This window comes from Roseovarius pacificus, from assembly GCF_900142665.1.
GTDB classification, from domain to species: Bacteria; Pseudomonadota; Alphaproteobacteria; order Rhodobacterales; family Rhodobacteraceae; genus Roseovarius; species Roseovarius pacificus.
Genome location: NZ_FRBR01000024.1, coordinates 1 through 16,449 on the forward strand (window position 1 = coordinate 1; position 16,449 = coordinate 16,449).

The following is a 16,449-nucleotide window of genomic DNA, read 5'->3' on the forward strand; positions in this document are numbered from 1 at the left end:
GCGCCTCAGCGCCGCCGGTGAAGGGGTATCTACTGCTTCACCCCAAACCCCGCAACCCCTTTTTACACACAACGTCACATTTTTTTTGAAAAACCGATTTTTACCGTGTTTTCATTGGGTTGCGTGAACGTTGTTTCAAAAACAGCATCACGGACGAAAGAAATATGCGTCAACACACCCGGTAACATAGCATATTATTGCCGTATTCATAAAGCCCCCTGCAAATCACTGCGGAGTCATCGCCGAAAATGACCCGATGATGCGGGACCCGCGCCCCGACTCCCCGCAGGATCCGGCAAATCCCGGACTCGCCTCCTGCCCGTCCCGCCGGCCCGTCACACCGGACAGCGACTCGTCAGTAGTTGCCGGCCACGTATTTGGCGATCGCCGCCCCGCGCGAATTGACCTCCAGCTTCTGGTAGATCGCCTTGAGGTAATATTTCACGGTGTTCTCGCTCAGGCCCAGCCGGGCCGAGATCTGGAAATTGGTCAGCCCGTCCACCAGCAGCGCCAGGATCTCGTGCTCGCGCCGCGACAGCGAGTCCGTGGTTTCCGATGTCAGCCGCTTGAGGATATCCGTCGGCACGATGGAATGCCCCTCGACCAGCTTGCCGAGGATCTTCGGCAGGCTGGTCAGGATCTGCCCCATCATGCAGACCGAATTGGCCCCCTGCTTGATCGCGCTGCGGATGAAGGCGAATTCGCTCTCCTCGGCCACCACGACGACCATCACATGCGGATGATCCTTGCGCACCGTTCCCAGGACCTGCGTCAGGTCGCCATCGGCCAGCCGCACCCCCAGGATCAGAATCGCCGGGCCGCGCACCGCCGAAAGCAGCTTTTTCAGGCTGGCCTTGTCGGTGGCGAAGGCGCCCAGTTCCACCTCGGGGATCTGCGCCACGAGCGAGCCGATCCCCTGGCACACGATCACCTGCCGGTCGGCCACGATCACCTGCGGCACAGGCGGCGCCTGCCCCTGCGGCGGGGTTTTTGTCATGATCTGCGTCTCCTCCATCGGGCCAGTCTACACCATCCCGCGAAAAATCGAGAGCCGTCCAATGCGACAAAACATCACCCGAAACCGATGATTTTAAAGGAAAATCCGGAATACCGCCGCATACCACGGAACACCGAAGCCGCCGCGCCCCCGAACGGGTAGCCACCCCCTACCCGTTCGGTGAGCGCCCCGCGCCAATGTCCGCCATGACCATTCCAACGGGCGTTTCGCGCCGGCGCCCCATGCGCAAAGATCGTATCGGCATCCAATATCGGAGAACGATCATGCACGGTTTTCAACACCTTTATATCCCCGGCCCCACCAATGTGCCCGACCCGGTGCGTCAGGCCATGAACATCCCCATGGAAGACATGCGCGCCCCGGATTTCAGCGATTTCGTCACCCGCCTGCTGGACGATCTGAAATCCGTCTACCGCCTGAAGAGCGGGCGCGTCTTCGTCTTTCCCACCTCCGGCACCGGCGCGTGGGAGGCCGCGATCACCAACACGCTCAACGCGGGCGACACCGTATTGATGTCGCGCTTCGGCCAGTTCTCGCTCTTGTGGGCCGACATGGCCGACCGGCTGGGCCTGAACGTCGAGCTTTGCGAGGTCGAGTGGGGCAAGGGCGTCCCGGTCGAGGACTACGCCGCCAAATTGCAGGCCGACAAGGATCACCGGATCAGGGCGGTGTTCTGCACCCATAACGAAACCGCCACCGGCGTGACCTCCGACATCGCCGCCGTGCGCCGCGCGCTGGACGAGGCCGGGCATCCCGCGCTGCTGTTCGTCGACGGCGTCAGTTCCATCGCCTCCATCGAATTCGAGATGGAGGACTGGGGCGTCGACCTGGCGGTCTCGGGCTCGCAGAAAGGCTTCATGCTGCCCGCCGGTCTGGGCCTCCTCGGGGTCTCGGACAAGGCGATCGAGGCCAGCAGGTCCGCCACCATGCCGCGCTGCTATTTCAGCTTTGCCGACATGATCGCCTTCAACGACACCGGCTATTTCCCCTACACCCCGGCCACGCAGGTGCTGCGCGGGCTGCGCGTGTCCGTCGACATGATGCTCGACGCCGGGATGGAGTCCGTCTGGGCGCGCCACGCCCGCCTGGCCCAGGGCGTGCGCCGCGCCGTCGAGGCCTGGCAGGGCTGCTCGCTCGTTGCCGCCGCTCCCGAATGGTACTCCGACACCGTGTCGGCCATCTACACCCCCGACGGCGTGGATGCCCGCGACGTGATCTCGACCGCCTATTACAAATACCAGACCTCGCTCGGCTCGGGGCTGAACAAGCTGGCGGGCCGGGTGTTCCGCATCGGGCATCTGGGCTCGCTCAACCCGGTGATGCTGTGTGCGGGGATTTCGGCGGCGGAAATGGCCCTGCGCGATGCGGGCGCCGCGATCGAACCCGGCTCGGGCGTCGCCGCCGCACAGGAACATTTCCGCTCCACCACCCCCGACACCGCGCTCGCCCCGGCCAAGGCCGCCTGAGCCCACACATTATACATAAGGACCCCCTGCAATGAGCTACACCCTGCACCCGCTGAAACGCCAACGCCTGCAACGCTCGGAACTGGCCGTGCCCGGCTCCAGCCCCGCGATGATCGACAAGGCCGCCGACAGCGCCGCCGATTATATCTTCTTCGATCTCGAAGACGCCGTCGCGCCCCCCGACAAGATCAAGGCCCGCGCCAACATCATCCAGGCCCTCAACGACATCGACTGGAAGGCCAGGGGCAAGACCATCTCGATCCGCATCAACGGGCTGGATACACATTATATGTATCGCGACGTGGTCGAGGTGCTGGAACAGGCCGGACAGCATGTCGATACCATCCTCGTGCCCAAGGTCGGCGTCCCGGCAGACCTCTATACGGTCGAAACCATGGTCTCCCAGATCGAAGAGGCCTGCGCCCTGCCCCACCGGATCGGGATGGAGGCGCTGATCGAAACTGCGCTCGGCATGGCCAATGTCGAAGCCATCGCCGCCGCCCCCGGACGGCTTGAGGCGCTGCATTTCGGCGTGGCCGATTACGCCGCCTCGAACCGGGCGCGCACCGTGGTGATCGGCGGGCTGAACCCCGACTATCCCGGCGATCAGTGGCATTTCGCCCTCTCGCGCATGACCGTGGCCTGCCGCGCCTATGGCCTGCGCGCCATCGACGGCCCGTTCGGCGACTTCTCCGATCCCGACGCCTATATCGCCAGCGCCAGACGCGCCGCCGCCCTGGGGATCGAGGGCAAATGGGCCATCCACCCCAGCCAGATCGACCTGGCCAACGAGGTCTTCTCGCCCCCCGAGACGGAAGTCACCCGCGCGCGGCGCATCATCGAAGAACTCAAGAAGGCCGAATCCGAAGGCAAAGGTGCCGCCAGCCTCGACGGCAAGATGATCGACGCGGCCAGCGAACGCATGGCCAACAACGTGATCGCCGTGGCCGACGCCATCGTCGCGCAGCACGCATAAGGAAGGACACATCATGGATATCCACGAATATCAGGCCAAGGACCTGCTGACGCGCTTCGGCGTGCAGGTGCCGCGCGGCGGCATCGCCTACAGCCCCGAACAGGCCGTCTACCGCGCCAGCGAACTGTCCGGCGACAAATGGGTCGTCAAGGCGCAGATCCACTCCGGCGCACGCGGCAAGGCGGGCGGTGTGCGCATCTGCTCCTCCGAAGAGGAAGTCTCGGACGCCGCCACCTGGATGCTGGGCCGCAAGCTGGTCACCCACCAGACCGGCCCGCAGGGCAAACTCGTCAGCCGCCTCTATGTCGAAGAGGCCACCAGCATCGCGCAGGAAATCTATCTCGGCTTCGTGATGGACCGCAAACTCGAACGCGTGGTCGTCGTGGCCTCGGCGCAGGGCGGCATGGAGATCGAGGAAATCTCCGAACAGGAGCCCGAGTCGATCATTCGCTCGGTCGTCGATCCGGCGGTCGGCATGCAGGCGTTTCAGGCCCGCGAGATCGCGTTTTCGCTGGGGCTGGAACCGCCGCTGATCGCGCAGGCGGTCAAGACCATCATGGGCTGCTATCGCCTGATGGCCGAAATGGATGCCAACATGGTCGAGGTGAACCCGATGGTCGTCACCCAGGCGGGCGAGATCGTCGCGCTCGACGCCAAGGTCAGCTTTGACGACAATGCCCTCTTCCGCCGTCCCGAAATCGCCGAACTGCGCGACAAGAGCCAGGAAGACACCCGCGAAACCTATGCCGAGGATCGCGGCCTCTCTTATATCGGGCTCGACGGTGAAATTGGCTGTATCGTCAACGGCGCAGGTCTGGCGATGGCCACGCTCGACATGATCAAGATGTCGGGCGGCGAACCCGCCAACTTTCTCGACGTGGGCGGCGGTGCCAGCCCCGAACGCGTGCTGAAATCCTTCAAGGCGGTGCTGAACGATCCCAATGTCGAGGCGATCCTCGTCAACATTTTCGCCGGGATCAACCGCTGCGACTGGATCGCCGAAGGCGTGGTTCTGGCCATGAAGGAACTGGACCTCACCCTGCCCGTCGTCGTGCGCCTCTCGGGCACCAATGTCGAAGAGGGCCGCAAGGTTCTCGATGACAGCGGCCTGCCCGTCATCACCGCCGACACCCTCGCCGAAGCCGCCGACAGCGTCGTCGGCGCATGGAAAGACGCCAAATTCAAGGAGGCCTCGTAATGGCCATTCTCATCGACAGCGAAACAAAGGTTCTCGTCACCGGCTTTACCGGGCGTATCGGCAGTTTCCATGCGCAGGACATGATCAACCACGGCACCAATGTCGTGGGCGGCGTGACCCCCGGCAAGGGCGGCACCACCCATCTGGGCCTGCCGGTGTTCAACACCGTCAAGGGCGCGGTGGCCGAAACCGGGGCCGATCTCGTCATCAGCTTCGTCCCGCCCCCCTTCGCCGCGGATTCGATCATGGAAGCCGCCGATGCGGGCATCAGGACCTGCGTCTGCATCGCCGACGGCATCCCCGCCGCCGACATGATCCGAGTCAAACGCTACATGCGCCGCTACAAGGCCGAGAAACGCATGCGCCTGATCGGCCCCAACTGTGCCGGGATCATCACGCCGGGTCAGGCCTTTGCCGGGCTGATGCCGCCGCATATCTACGAACCGGGCCGCATCGGCATCGTCGGACGCTCGGGCACATTGGGCTACGAGGCCGCCAGCCAGATGAAGTCGAAAGGCATCGGCGTGTCCTCGTCCATCGGCATCGGCGGCGACCCGATCAACGGCTCCAGCTTCCGCGACATACTGGAGCTGTTCGAGGCCGATCCCGAAACCGACGCCGTGGTGATGGTCGGTGAAATCGGCGGCCCGCAAGAGGCCGAAGCCGCCGAATACATCCGCGACCACATGACCAAACCCGTCGCCGCCTACGTGGCCGGCCTGTCGGCCCCCAAGGGGCGGCGCATGGGCCATGCCGGGGCCATCGTGTCGGCCTTCGGGGAATCGGCGCAGGAAAAGGTCGAGATCCTGAAAGGCTCGGGCGTGACAATCGTCCCCACGCCGTCGTCCTTCGGCGAAACCGTCGCCCGGATGATGGCCTGACCTCCTGACAGCGGGCGGCCATCAAGCCGCCCGTTTGCCCGGCCCTCCGCGCGATCCGGCCGGTCGTTGCGTCCCTCATGGACACAGCTTTCCTCATTCCCCCCGGGTTTCGTACAAAACCCGCGTACACATCGTACGTTTTGTACGAAACGCAAACCGGAGATCGCGGACCTCTGCGATCCCGTTTTCCTCACCGCCCCGCCCCCGGCGGGTCAGGTGTTGAATGCCTAAGCCATTGAAACTTTTATGACACATCTGCACACGAAACCGGGCGAAACAGTGTGTTGCCACATTTATGCCACATTTCGATGAGGAACTGGGTTAACATAAACAGGCGCCAGTCGTGCGCTAGCCGGCTGGCCTGCCTTGATAAAAGGAGCAGACCCATGGCTACAGCAGCAGCCCCCCAACCCACGGCGCCGGCCTCGACCAAGGCCGTGCCACAGATTCCAACCAAGCCTCAGACCATTTCCAAACAGGTCTTCAACGACTTTGCCAGCATTTGAGGAACGGGCGATAACGCCTTGATTTAAAATGAAAAGACCGCACCCATTTTCAGAGTGCGGCCCAATACTCGGAAGATTTGATCCGGCTCAGCCGACCAGTTCCAGACCCGAGAAGAAGTATGCGATTTCGACCGCGGCCGTTTCCGGAGCGTCCGAACCGTGAACCGAGTTTTCGCCGACCGATTCAGCGAATTCCGCGCGGATCGTCCCCGCCGCGGCATCTGCCGGGTTGGTGGCGCCCATCACGTCGCGGTTCTTGGCAATCGCGCCTTCGCCTTCCAGAACCTGCACCACGACCGGCGCAGACGCCATGAACTCGCACAGTTCGTCATAGAACGGACGTTCCTTGTGCACGGCATAGAATTCACCGGCCTGCGCCTTGGTCAGTTGAATACGCTTCTGCGCAACGATGCGCAGCCCCGCGTCTTCGAACTTGGCGTTGATCTTGCCGGTCAGGTTGCGGTTGGTTGCATCGGGTTTGATGATGCTCAGCGTGCGTTCGACAGCCATATCAGCCTCTTTCCTTTGAATGAAACCGGCGCAGGCCCTCGGCCCGCACCCCATATATCGCGGCCCCGATAGCATGGGGTCATGAGTTTGAAAAGCGGCGATTGACGGCTGACCACGATTGCGTCACACCCCTGCCCATGCTGCGCATCAACGACATATCCTATTCGGTCGCGGGCCGCCCCCTGATCGAACACGCCTCGGCCACCATCCCCGACGGGCACAAGGTGGGCATCGTCGGCCGCAACGGCACCGGCAAGACCACCCTGTTCCGCCTGATCCGCGGGGAACTGGCGCTTGAGACGGGCGACATCACCCTGCCCTCACGCGCCCGTATCGGCGGCGTCGCCCAAGAGGTGCCCGGCAACGAGGTCTCCCTGATCGACACGGTGCTGTCCGCCGATACCGAACGCGCGGCCCTGCTGACCGAGGCCGACACCGCCACCGATCCCACCCGGATCGCGGACATCCAGACGCGACTGGCCGACATTGATGCCTGGTCCGCCGAAGGGCGTGCGGCCAGTATTCTCAAGGGCCTGGGCTTTACCGACGCCGAACAGGCACAGCCCTGCAGCGCCTTTTCGGGTGGCTGGCGGATGCGCGTGGCGCTGGCCGCCGTGTTGTTCGCAGAGCCCGACCTGCTGTTGCTGGACGAACCGACCAACTATCTGGACCTCGAAGGCGCCCTGTGGCTGGAAAGCTACCTTGCGCGCTATCCGCATACCGTTCTGGTCATCAGCCACGACCGGGGCCTGCTGAACCGCGTCGTCGGCTCGATCCTGCACCTCGAAGACCGCAAGCTGACCCTCTATCAGGGGGGCTACGACACCTTTGCCAAAACCCGCGCCGCCCGCGTTGCCGCCGCCGAATCCGAGGCGCAGAAACAGGAAGCCCGCCGCGCGCATCTGCAATCCTATGTGGATCGCTTTCGCTACAAGGCCGACAAGGCGAAACAGGCGCAGGCCCGGATCAAGGCCCTTGCCAGGATGCAGCCCATCACCCGCCCGCAAGAGGCGGCATTGCGCAAGTTTTCCTTCCCCGAACCCGAGGAACTGTCGCCCCCCATCGTGCGGCTGGACGGTGCCGCCGTGGGCTATGACGGAAAAGCGGTGCTGTCCCGGCTGGACCTGCGCATAGATCAGGATGACCGCATCGCCCTTCTGGGCCGAAACGGCGAGGGAAAGTCCACGCTTTCCAAACTCTTGGCTGGCAAACTTGATGCGATGGACGGACGAATTCACACCGCGTCCAAGCTGCGCATCGGCTATTTCGCGCAGCATCAGGTCGACGAGCTGCACCTCGACGAAACTCCCATCGACCATATCCGCCGCCTGCGCCCCGATGAGGCCCCCGCCCGGCTGCGGGCCCGTCTCGGGGGCTTCGGCATCGGCGCGGAACAGGCCGAAACGCTGGTCGGCAAGCTGTCCGGCGGGCAAAAAGCACGCCTGTCGCTGATGCTGGCCACCATCGACGCGCCGCATATGCTGATCCTCGACGAACCGACCAACCACCTCGATATCGAAAGCCGCGAGGCCCTGGTCGAAGCGCTCACCGCCTATTCCGGTGCGGTGATCCTCGTCAGTCACGACATGCACCTGCTCAGCCTCGTGGCCGACCGGCTGTGGCTGGTCAAGGACGGGCGCGTAACCCCTTACGAGGGCGATCTCGACAGCTATCGCAACATGCTGCTGGCCGGAGACAAACCCGCCAAGACCCAGACCAAGGACAAGCCGACACCCAAACCCAGGCGCCCCGCGCGCGAGGCCCTGATCGCGCTGCGCCAGGACGTAAAGAAATGCGAACAGCGCGTTGATAAGCTTAATGAAATGCGCGAAAAAGTGGCGGCAAAACTGGCCGATCCGGCGATCTATGACGATACTTACGGCGTTGCGGAATGGCAGAAGAAATACGCCGAGATCGAAGACGGGCTGGCCCGCGCCGAAACCCTGTGGATGACGGCGCTGGAGCGGCTGGAAGAGGCCGGAGGCTAAGGCGCGAGGCTTGCGGATTGCCGCATAGCGCCCTACCCATGGTCTGCCGCAACCGGAGCCGAAATGGACATTCCCTTTCTGATCACCGCCTTCGTCACACTGTTCGTCATCATCGACCCGATCGGAATGACGCCGATTTTCGTTGCGCTGACCCAAGGCATGAACACCGCCAAGCGCCGGGCAATCGCCCTGCGCGCCTGCGTGACCTCGGCCCTGATCCTGATCGTCTTTGCCGCCTTCGGCGAGGCGGTTCTGGGCTTCATCGGCATTTCGATGCCCGCCTTCCGCATCGCGGGCGGTATCCTTCTGTTCATCACCGCCCTCGACATGCTGTTCGAGCGACGCAGCAAACGGCGCAAATCCCAGGCGGACGAGGCCGAAGAAGAAGATGACAACGACGATCCCTCGATCTTTCCGCTGTCCATCCCCCTGATTGCCGGGCCGGGATCGATCACCTCGGTCATCCTTCTGGCCGGGCAGAACCCCGGCCTTGAAGGCATGGCATGGGTAAGCGGGGTGATGCTTCTGGTCGTTTCGATCGTGCTGATTCTGTTCCTCATGGCCGGGCTTCTGGAGCGCGCGCTCGGCCGCGTCGGCATCAACGTGGTGACCCGCCTTCTGGGGATGCTTCTGGCCGCGCTCGCCGTACAGTTCGTCCTCGACGGGCTGCGCGGTTTCGGACTGGCCGGTTGACCTTTCCCTTGCCCTTGCGGCGGCTTATATCCCGGTCATGGATAATTTCGACACCGCCCGCCTGATCTATCTCGTCCTTCTCGGAAGCGCGGTTCTCCTGTGGTTTTTCGCCCAGAATCGCGCATCCCTTGGCAAGGTCACACAACAGGCGCTTGTCTGGGGGCTGATATTCGTCGGCGTCATCGCCGGCGTCGGACTCTGGGGGGACATCCGCCAGACCGTGCAACCCACACAAACCGTTATGGCGCAAGGGAACCGTATCGAGTTGCCGCGCGCCCCGGACGGGCATTACTATCTGACAGCCGAGGTGAACGGCACACCGATCAGGTTCGTTGTCGATACCGGCGCCAGCCAGATCGTCCTGTCCCAATCCGACGCCCGCGAGGCCGGGCTGGACTTGAGCGACCTGATCTATATCGGGCGCGCCTACACGGCCAATGGCACCGTGCGCACCGCGCCTGTCAAGCTCGACAGTATCGCCATCGGCCCGATCCGCGATCATGACGTGCGCGCTGTCGTCAACGAGGGGGCGATGGACGAATCCCTTCTGGGTATGGAATATCTGCAACGCTTTTCCAGCGTCGAGATCGGCGGCGGCAAACTGGTCCTGACCCGCTAAGGCATGCTTCTGTAAGAAGATATTTTAAGGGGCGCGAACGGGCTCCCCTCGCTTCGTCGCGCAAAGCAAGCTTACGCCTCGGCCTTCTTTTCCCACCGGCCCGATTCCTCGGACCAGTACTGCGCGGAACACCCCGCGCCGGTCAGCGCCTTCCATTGACCACGGGCTGCCTGCACGGCGTCCGGGTCGTTGCCGTCGAACACGATGCAAACCCGTTCCAGCCTCTGCACCTCGTCCGGCTCCACCCCCGCCCCATCCACTGTCATCAGGCAGGCCGCAGCGTTTGGCATGTCGGGCGCGGTGGTCAGCAATACGGGCTGGTCGGCATCATGCGGTCCACCGGCCAGCCCGTGCGGCAGAAACCCCTCTTCGGGGCCCTGCCACAGTTTCTGGTCCAGCCAGTCCATCCGCCCCGGATCGACGCCCCGGACAGCCACCCGCCACCCCGCCTGCAACGCCTTGCCCACCAACATGGGCAAGGTCGCCTCCAGCGGGCGGCGCGTCAGGTGGTAGAAATAGGCTGCGCCCATCACTCGGTCTCGAACTGCTGGGCCACCAGTCGGTTGAGCGCCATCACCCCCCAACCCGAGGCTCCCTTGGGCGCATAGGCCGTATCCGATTTCACGCTGGCCACACCGGCGATATCCAGATGAATCCACGGCACATCGTCCTGCACGAAGCGTTGCAGGAACTGCGCCGCGGTGATCGATCCGGCTGGCCGCCCGCCCACATTCTTCATGTCCGCAATGTCGGATTTCAACTGCTTGTCATAGGCCTCGGCCAGTGGCATCCGCCACGCGCCTTCGCCCTCGGTTTCTGCCGCCTTGAGAAACTTGCCGCACAACCCGTCATCGTTCGAGAAAACGCCCGCTTTTTCATGGCCAAGCCCGATGATGATCGCACCGGTCAGCGTGGCCAGATCGACGATGGCCGCAGGCTTGTAGGTTTCCTGCGCGTACCAGAGCACATCGGCCAAAACCAGACGCCCTTCGGCATCGGTGTTGATCACCTCGATCGTGTCGCCCTTCATCGAGGTCACCACGTCGCCGGGACGCGTGGCGCGGTCCGAGGGCATGTTTTCGACCAGCCCGACCAGACCCACGACATTGGCCCTGGCCTTGCGCTGCGCAAGAGCGCGCATCGTGCCGCAGACAACGCCCGCGCCGCCCATATCCATGGTCATATCTTCCATGCCGGCAGCGGGTTTCAGGCTGATGCCGCCCGTGTCGAACACCACGCCCTTGCCGACCAGCGCCAGCGGCGCGGTCCCCTTGGCACCGCCCTGCCATTCCATCACCGCCAGTTTCGACGGGCTGGCGCTGCCGTGACCCACCGACAAGAGCGCGCCCATACCCAGTTTCTGCATCGCGGCTTCGTCCAGAACGGTAATTTTCAGCCCCAGATCGGCCATGCCCTCGATCCGCCTGGCGAATTCGCTGGTTGTCAGAACGTTGGCGGGTTCGCTGACCAGATCACGGGTCATGAAAACGCCCTCGGCCACGGCAGCCAGCGGCGCATAGTCCGCGCTGACCTCGTCGGGCTTGGCCACCATCAGCCGTATTGCGCCGCGTGCGGATTTTTCAGCAGTCTTGCGTTCGGTAAATTCATACCCCCGAAGCGCCAGCCCGAACGCCAGTTCGGCGGGCCGCCGGACCGAACCGGCCAGTACAAGCAGTTCTTCGCCGTTCACGGTCTTAGCCAGTTCGACACCGGCCTTGCGGGTTTCCAGAGCGCTGGCGTTTCTCTCGAGGCACAGCACATCGACCGCCTCGGCATCCAATCCCGCAGGCCACGCCAAAGACTTGATCTCGCCGGGCTTCACCTTGCTCCAGGCATCACTGTCAACCAGCCGCTTGAGCGCCCCCTTGCACAGCCGGTTGACCCGGCGGGCGCCATTGTCCAGTTTCCCGTCCGGGGTGACGATCACGGCGACACGGCCCTTGGCCTCGGCAATCTTTTCGATATCGGTGTCGTGAAAACTGATCTCGGCTGGGGTGGTCATGCGGTGGCTCCTTTATCCGGTTCGATCCAAGTCCTAGCGTGGCTATGCCGACTTGGCCAGTTAGCAGTTTTCCCCTGCGATCAATTCCGATAGGTTGCCTGCCAAGACTGCTGCCTTGGGGGGATAACGCGTGACCAGATTCGACAGATACATGCTGTCGCAATTCATGGTTCTGTTCGGTTTTTTTGCGCTTGTTCTGGTATCCATCTTCTGGATCAACAAGGCTGTGCGCATGTTCGACCGGCTGATCGGGGATGGCCAGCCCGCGTGGATTTTCATCGAATTCACGGCGCTGACCCTGCCCGCCGTCATTGGCGTCGTGTTGCCGATCGCGGCTTTTGCCGGTGCGGTTTACGTGACCAACCGGCTGAGCACCGAAAGCGAGCTGACCGTGGTACAGGCGACCGGATACTCGCCTTGGCGCCTGATGCGTCCGGTGTTGGTTTTCGGGATTATCATCGCCGCAATGATGTCATTGCTGACGCATGTGCTGATTCCCGCCAGCCAGAGCCAGTTGAACATCCGTCAGGTCGAAATCAGCCGGAACATCTCGGCCAAACTGCTGACCGAAGGGGAATTCCTGCACCCCTCGCCCGGCGTAACCTTCTACATCCGCGAGATCACCCCCGTGGGCGAGTTGCGCGATGTTTTCATGTCCGACAGGCGGGATCACGAGGCCCCAGTCATCTACACCTCGAAACGGGCCTATCTCGTGCGCGAGGGGGGCGGCACCAAACTGGTGATGGTCGATGGTCTTTCCCAGAATCTGCAACGCGACGGAAATCGCCTGTTTACCACCAATTTCGATGATTTTTCCTATGATATCAGCCGTATCATCGTTGGTGACCGCCTGAACCTAGATTCAGTCATCTACGCTCAGACCTACGACCTGCTTGTGCATCCTGATGCCGTGGCTGACCGCACCGGCGCCAGCCCCGGTGAAATCGCATTCGAACTGCACAACCGCTTTGCCCAGCCGTTGATGTGCATCATGGCTGCGGTGATCGGCTTTGCGAGCCTGATGGTCGGTGCTTACAGCCGTTTCGGCGTTTGGCGGCAGATCGTCGTGGCGTTCTTCCTGCTGATCGGTCTCAAGCTGGTCGAGGGGGCCGTTTCGGGCACGGTGATGGCCAGTGCCACGGCATGGCCACTGATGTACCTGCCCACACTTATAGGGGCAGGTCTGACCGTGGGGATGCTCTACGCATCAGCCCGGCCCGGCATGATCCGCAACCTGTTGAGAGGCCGGTCTTCGCGCGTCGAAAAGGAACGCCCGGCATGATCCTGCATTTCTATTTTGCACGACGTTTCTTCTGGACCTTTGCGGGAATTTTCTCTGTTTTCGCCGTGCTGCTGGCACTGATCGATCTGATCAAGGACCTTCAGGATTTTCCCGACCTTCCCTTCGGCAATATCGTGGAAATCACGCTGCTGAATGCGCCGCACGCGAATTACGAAATCCTGCCGCTGATCATCATTCTGTCGAGCGTGGCGCTGTTTCTTCGTCTGGCGCGCAGTTCCGAACTGGTGGTGGTGCGCGCCTCCGGGCGATCCGCAATGCGAACGCTCATCGCACCGGTCGCCGTTGCGTCCCTGATCGGCCTGATCGGCGTCACGCTTCTCAATCCCGTCGTTGCTGCCGCGTCCAAGCGCCACAACGATCTGGTCAGTTCCCAGATGGGCAATGGCGGCCTGACTGTTCTGGCCATCGCGATCGAGGGGCTCTGGCTGCGGCAGGGCAGCGACAGCGGTCAAACCGTCATCCACGCGGAGCGCGCCAGTTCCGACTTCAGCGTGCTTTACAATACCACCTTCCTGTCATTTTCCCCCGCCGGCGACCCCATCCACCGCATAAGCGCCGCCGAAGCCCATTTGACACGGGGCGAGTGGCGGTTGAGCGATGCCAAGCAGTGGGATCTGTCCTCTGATGAGAACCCCGAGGCCGCCGCCATCGCGGCCACGACACTCGCCGTACCGTCGGAACTGACACAGGATCGCATCGCCGACAGTTTCGGCAGACCCGAATATGTGTCGATCTGGAACCTGCCCGGCTACATCAGACAGCTTGAAGACTCGGGCTTTTCGGCACGCCGTTACGCCGTCTGGTTCCAGATGGAACTGGCGCGGCCCCTGTTCCTGACCGCATTGGTCATACTGGCCGCCAGTTTCACCATGCGCCACACGCGTCTTGCCAACACAGGGGTTTCGGTTTTAGTAGCGATCATGCTGGGATTTGGATTGCATTACATTCGCAACTTCGCGCAAATCCTGGGGGAAAACGGACAAATACCGGTGCTACTGGCAGCCTGGGCTCCGCCTGTGGCCTCATTTCTTCTCGCTGTAGGAATTCTTTTGCATATGGAGGAAGGATGACCCGTCTTATCGCCCTTCTTCTGACAACCGCTCTCGTCGCTCCGGGAGTGGCCCCGAGACAGGCTGCGGCACAGGATGTAACACCGCAGGCCAGCACTGAAACAGAAAGCCCGCAACCGGCATTCCTTGTCGCCGATGACGTTCAGGTCACACCCGATGACAAGTTGATCGCAACCGGCAATGTCGAGGCCCTGTATCAGGGCCGCCGCCTCAAGGCCCACAGCGTCACCTATGATAGCAAAGCCGAAACGTTAAGCATCGTAGGGCCGATCACATTACAAGACGGCGAAAGCACCATGATCCTGGCCGATCAGGCCGAACTGGACCGTGATATGGCCAACGGCCTGCTGACTGGCGCGCGTATCGTGATGGAGACGCAGGTACAGCTTGCGGCGAATGCGATCGCCCGTGTCGAAGGCCGCTATTCGCAGCTTTACAAGGCGGCGGTTACCTCGTGCCGGATATGTGAAACCGGGCGGCCCCCACTCTGGCAAATTCGCGCCCGGCGCGTGATTCATGATCAGAAAGAACGCCAGCTGTATTTCGATGACGCGCAGTTGCGGGTACTGGATTTCCCGATTTTCTACCTGCCACGCCTGCGTCTGCCCGACCCGACACTTGAGAGGGCGACGGGCTTTCTGATTCCTTCGCTTCACAATTCGTCGCGGTTGGGCAGCGGTTTGAAGGTGCCGTATTTCATCCGCATAGACGATCATCGGGACCTGACGCTGACCCCGTTCATCACCGACAAGACACGAACGCTGGAATTTCGTTACCGCCAGGCTTTCGTCAACGGCGACATACAGTTCAAGGGCGCGATCAGCGATGATGACTTCGGCGTAAAATCCACGCGTGGCTACCTGTTCGCCGAGGGTGAGTTCGAGCTCAAGCGCGATTTCAAGCTTAGTTTCGACATTGAATACGCCAGCGATGACACCTATCTTCTGGGCTACGGTTATACGTGGAAAGACCGGCTGGAGAGCGAGGTCGCCATCGAACGCGCCCGGCGCGACGAATATATGCGCGGCGCGATCACCGTCTTCGATTCACTGCGGTTCAACGAAAGTAACAGCACGCTGCCAACGCTTGCCGGCAATGCCGAATATGAAAGGCGCCTGCATCCGGCCCGTCTGGGAGGCGAGATCCGGCTGGGGGCCGCGCTGCACGGACATCGCCGTACATCGGACCTGCGCACTGACGGGGGCGATATGGATTTATGGGCAGACGGGCGCGATATGACCCGCCTGACCGCCAGTGCCGACTGGATTCGCAACTGGACCTTGCCCAGTGGTGTTCTGGCCCGGTTTCAGACCGGCATCGCCGTGGATTCGTTTCGCATCGCCCAATCCGGTGGCCTGAGCGCATCGTCGGCCACCGAGGTTACACCCAGCACATCGCTGCGCCTGCGCTGGCCCTTGCTGAAAACAACCCGTGGCGGCGCAACGCATGTGATCGAACCCGTGGCACAGCTGTCCTGGGTCGGCGGATCGAACCCCGACATTCCCAACGACGAAAGCACCATGATCGAGTTCGACGAGGGCAACCTTTTCGCCATGTCCCGTTATACCGCACCCGATCGTCGCGAACGCGGCCTGAACGCAGCCTATGGTGTACGCTGGACCCGCTATGACCCGGAGGGATGGGAAAGCACGCTCGCCATCGGTCAGGTTGTGCGTGACGAGATCGAGCTTGAATACAGTGGACTGAACGGATTCACCACGGCGTCGGGTTTGCAGGACAATTTCTCGGATCTGCTGGTGGCGGGGCAACTCAAGCTGAATAATGGCCTGACGGTCACGGGCCGCAGCCTGTTCGACGACGGTTTCACCGCCACCAAGGCCGAGGCGCGCGCCAGCTGGCAAAACGACCTCACCAATATCGGCGCGACATATATCTGGCTGCGCAAAGACCCGCGTGAAAACCGTGCCGGAGACATCTCGGAATGGTCTCTGGATGGCAGCTACCGTTTTGCGCGGCACTGGACCGGCAGCGCACAATGGCGCTATGACGTCGCCAGCGACAGCAAGGTCTATGCCGGTGTCGGCCTGACCTACACGAACGAATGTGTGGAAATCGCGCTTAAGGCCTCGCGTCGGTACACCACTTCCACTATCCTCAGGCCATCAACCGATATCAGCCTGACCGTCGGCCTGCGCGGCTTTACCGCCAAGGCAGACGATCAAAGCTACGTCCGCAATTGCAAGAACTAGGCAAGATGA

Annotated in this window: 14 protein-coding genes; 10 read left to right on the forward strand and 4 right to left on the reverse strand. The window is 62.4% G+C overall.

Going from position 1 to position 16,449, the window contains the following annotated elements; genetic code table 11:
• Nucleotides 1-355: 355 nt before the first annotated feature.
• Nucleotides 356-997, reverse strand: a complete 642-nt coding sequence (locus tag BUB53_RS20760) for a LuxR family transcriptional regulator (protein ID WP_229709616.1) — start codon at nt 995-997, stop codon at nt 356-358.
• Nucleotides 998-1,281: 284 nt separating this feature from the next.
• On the opposite strand from BUB53_RS20760, the gene BUB53_RS20770 reads away from it, so the two are divergent.
• The 4 genes from BUB53_RS20770 to sucD are packed head-to-tail and all read left to right on the forward strand — an operon-like array spanning nt 1,282 to nt 5,539.
• Nucleotides 1,282-2,484 (forward strand): aminotransferase class V-fold PLP-dependent enzyme, encoded by a 1,203-nt coding sequence (locus tag BUB53_RS20770; RefSeq protein WP_073037810.1) that lies wholly within the window; start codon nt 1,282-1,284, stop codon nt 2,482-2,484.
• Nucleotides 2,485-2,515: 31 nt separating this feature from the next.
• The gene (locus tag BUB53_RS20775) at nt 2,516-3,460 is read left to right on the forward strand and encodes an HpcH/HpaI aldolase/citrate lyase family protein (RefSeq protein WP_073037812.1); all 945 of its coding nucleotides are present in this window, start codon (nt 2,516-2,518) and stop codon (nt 3,458-3,460) included.
• 13 nt (nt 3,461-3,473) lie between these two features.
• Nucleotides 3,474-4,658 carry a malate--CoA ligase subunit beta gene (locus BUB53_RS20780; RefSeq protein WP_073037814.1) on the forward strand — a complete coding sequence of 395 codons (1,185 nt, stop codon included), beginning with the start codon at nt 3,474-3,476 and terminating at the stop codon, nt 4,656-4,658.
• Complete coding sequence (gene sucD / locus BUB53_RS20785; RefSeq protein WP_073037817.1) at nt 4,658-5,539, forward strand: succinate--CoA ligase subunit alpha; 882 nt, start codon at nt 4,658-4,660, stop codon at nt 5,537-5,539. The genes BUB53_RS20780 and sucD overlap by 1 nt, the downstream gene beginning before the upstream one ends.
• A gap of 593 nt (nt 5,540-6,132) precedes the next feature.
• On the opposite strand, the gene ndk is transcribed toward sucD, so the two are convergent.
• Nucleotides 6,133-6,555: a nucleoside-diphosphate kinase gene (gene ndk, locus BUB53_RS20790; protein WP_073037819.1), complete on the reverse strand. Its 423-nt coding sequence runs from the start codon at nt 6,553-6,555 to the stop codon at nt 6,133-6,135.
• 137 nt (nt 6,556-6,692) lie between these two features.
• Here ndk and BUB53_RS20795 point away from each other — a divergent pair, with 137 nt between their 5' ends.
• The 3 genes from BUB53_RS20795 (at nt 6,693) to BUB53_RS20805 (ending at nt 9,855) form a co-directional block, all read left to right on the forward strand.
• Nucleotides 6,693-8,543, forward strand: a complete 1,851-nt coding sequence (locus BUB53_RS20795; protein ID WP_073037821.1) for an ABC-F family ATP-binding cassette domain-containing protein — start codon at nt 6,693-6,695, stop codon at nt 8,541-8,543.
• 63 nt (nt 8,544-8,606) lie between these two features.
• The gene (locus tag BUB53_RS20800) at nt 8,607-9,236 is read left to right on the forward strand and encodes a MarC family protein (protein ID WP_073037823.1); all 630 of its coding nucleotides are present in this window, start codon (nt 8,607-8,609) and stop codon (nt 9,234-9,236) included.
• Between the two features lie 37 nt (nt 9,237-9,273).
• The gene (locus BUB53_RS20805) at nt 9,274-9,855 is read left to right on the forward strand and encodes a retropepsin-like aspartic protease family protein (protein ID WP_073037825.1); all 582 of its coding nucleotides are present in this window, start codon (nt 9,274-9,276) and stop codon (nt 9,853-9,855) included.
• 71 nt (nt 9,856-9,926) lie between these two features.
• Here the strand turns inward: BUB53_RS20805 and BUB53_RS20810 are convergent, their stop codons facing one another.
• Together BUB53_RS20810 and BUB53_RS20815 are read right to left on the reverse strand one after the other, a co-directional pair.
• Complete coding sequence (locus BUB53_RS20810; RefSeq protein ID WP_073037828.1) at nt 9,927-10,385, reverse strand: DNA polymerase III subunit chi; 459 nt, start codon at nt 10,383-10,385, stop codon at nt 9,927-9,929.
• Nucleotides 10,385-11,857, reverse strand: a complete 1,473-nt coding sequence (locus tag BUB53_RS20815) for a leucyl aminopeptidase (protein ID WP_073037830.1) — start codon at nt 11,855-11,857, stop codon at nt 10,385-10,387. The genes BUB53_RS20810 and BUB53_RS20815 overlap by 1 nt, the downstream gene beginning before the upstream one ends.
• 151 nt (nt 11,858-12,008) lie before the next feature.
• On the opposite strand from BUB53_RS20815, the gene lptF reads away from it, so the two are divergent.
• The 3 genes from lptF to BUB53_RS20830 are packed head-to-tail and all read left to right on the forward strand — an operon-like array spanning nt 12,009 to nt 16,440.
• On the forward strand, nt 12,009-13,139 hold the full coding sequence (gene lptF, locus BUB53_RS20820; RefSeq protein WP_188745044.1) for an LPS export ABC transporter permease LptF: 1,131 nt from the start codon (nt 12,009-12,011) through the stop codon (nt 13,137-13,139).
• Entirely contained in the window at nt 13,136-14,230 is a 1,095-nt protein-coding gene (gene lptG, locus BUB53_RS20825) for an LPS export ABC transporter permease LptG (protein WP_073037834.1), read from the forward strand. The genes lptF and lptG overlap by 4 nt, the downstream gene beginning before the upstream one ends.
• The gene (locus BUB53_RS20830) at nt 14,227-16,440 is read left to right on the forward strand and encodes an LPS-assembly protein LptD (protein ID WP_073037837.1); all 2,214 of its coding nucleotides are present in this window, start codon (nt 14,227-14,229) and stop codon (nt 16,438-16,440) included. The genes lptG and BUB53_RS20830 overlap by 4 nt, the downstream gene beginning before the upstream one ends.
• Nucleotides 16,441-16,449: the final 9 nt, after the last annotated feature.

Excerpts from the sequence above, each read along its gene's own strand:
- lptF (WP_188745044.1), top strand. The coding sequence starts at position 12,009 with ATGCTGTCGCAATTCATGGTTCTGTTCGGTTTTTTTGCGCTTGTTCTG.
- BUB53_RS20810 (WP_073037828.1), bottom strand. The coding sequence starts at position 10,385 with ATGGGCGCAGCCTATTTCTACCACCTGACGCGCCGCCCGCTGGAGGCG.
- BUB53_RS20800 (WP_073037823.1), top strand. The coding sequence starts at position 8,607 with ATGGACATTCCCTTTCTGATCACCGCCTTCGTCACACTGTTCGTCATC.
- BUB53_RS20795 (WP_073037821.1), top strand. The coding sequence starts at position 6,693 with ATGCTGCGCATCAACGACATATCCTATTCGGTCGCGGGCCGCCCCCTG.
- lptG (WP_073037834.1), top strand. The coding sequence starts at position 13,136 with ATGATCCTGCATTTCTATTTTGCACGACGTTTCTTCTGGACCTTTGCG.
- BUB53_RS20815 (WP_073037830.1), bottom strand. The coding sequence starts at position 11,857 with ATGACCACCCCAGCCGAGATCAGTTTTCACGACACCGATATCGAAAAG.
- BUB53_RS20775 (WP_073037812.1), top strand. The coding sequence starts at position 2,516 with ATGAGCTACACCCTGCACCCGCTGAAACGCCAACGCCTGCAACGCTCG.
- BUB53_RS20780 (WP_073037814.1), top strand. The coding sequence starts at position 3,474 with ATGGATATCCACGAATATCAGGCCAAGGACCTGCTGACGCGCTTCGGC.
- BUB53_RS20805 (WP_073037825.1), top strand. The coding sequence starts at position 9,274 with ATGGATAATTTCGACACCGCCCGCCTGATCTATCTCGTCCTTCTCGGA.
- BUB53_RS20830 (WP_073037837.1), top strand. The coding sequence starts at position 14,227 with ATGACCCGTCTTATCGCCCTTCTTCTGACAACCGCTCTCGTCGCTCCG.
- BUB53_RS20760 (WP_229709616.1), bottom strand. The coding sequence starts at position 997 with ATGACAAAAACCCCGCCGCAGGGGCAGGCGCCGCCTGTGCCGCAGGTG.
- ndk (WP_073037819.1), bottom strand. The coding sequence starts at position 6,555 with ATGGCTGTCGAACGCACGCTGAGCATCATCAAACCCGATGCAACCAAC.
- sucD (WP_073037817.1), top strand. The coding sequence starts at position 4,658 with ATGGCCATTCTCATCGACAGCGAAACAAAGGTTCTCGTCACCGGCTTT.
- BUB53_RS20770 (WP_073037810.1), top strand. The coding sequence starts at position 1,282 with ATGCACGGTTTTCAACACCTTTATATCCCCGGCCCCACCAATGTGCCC.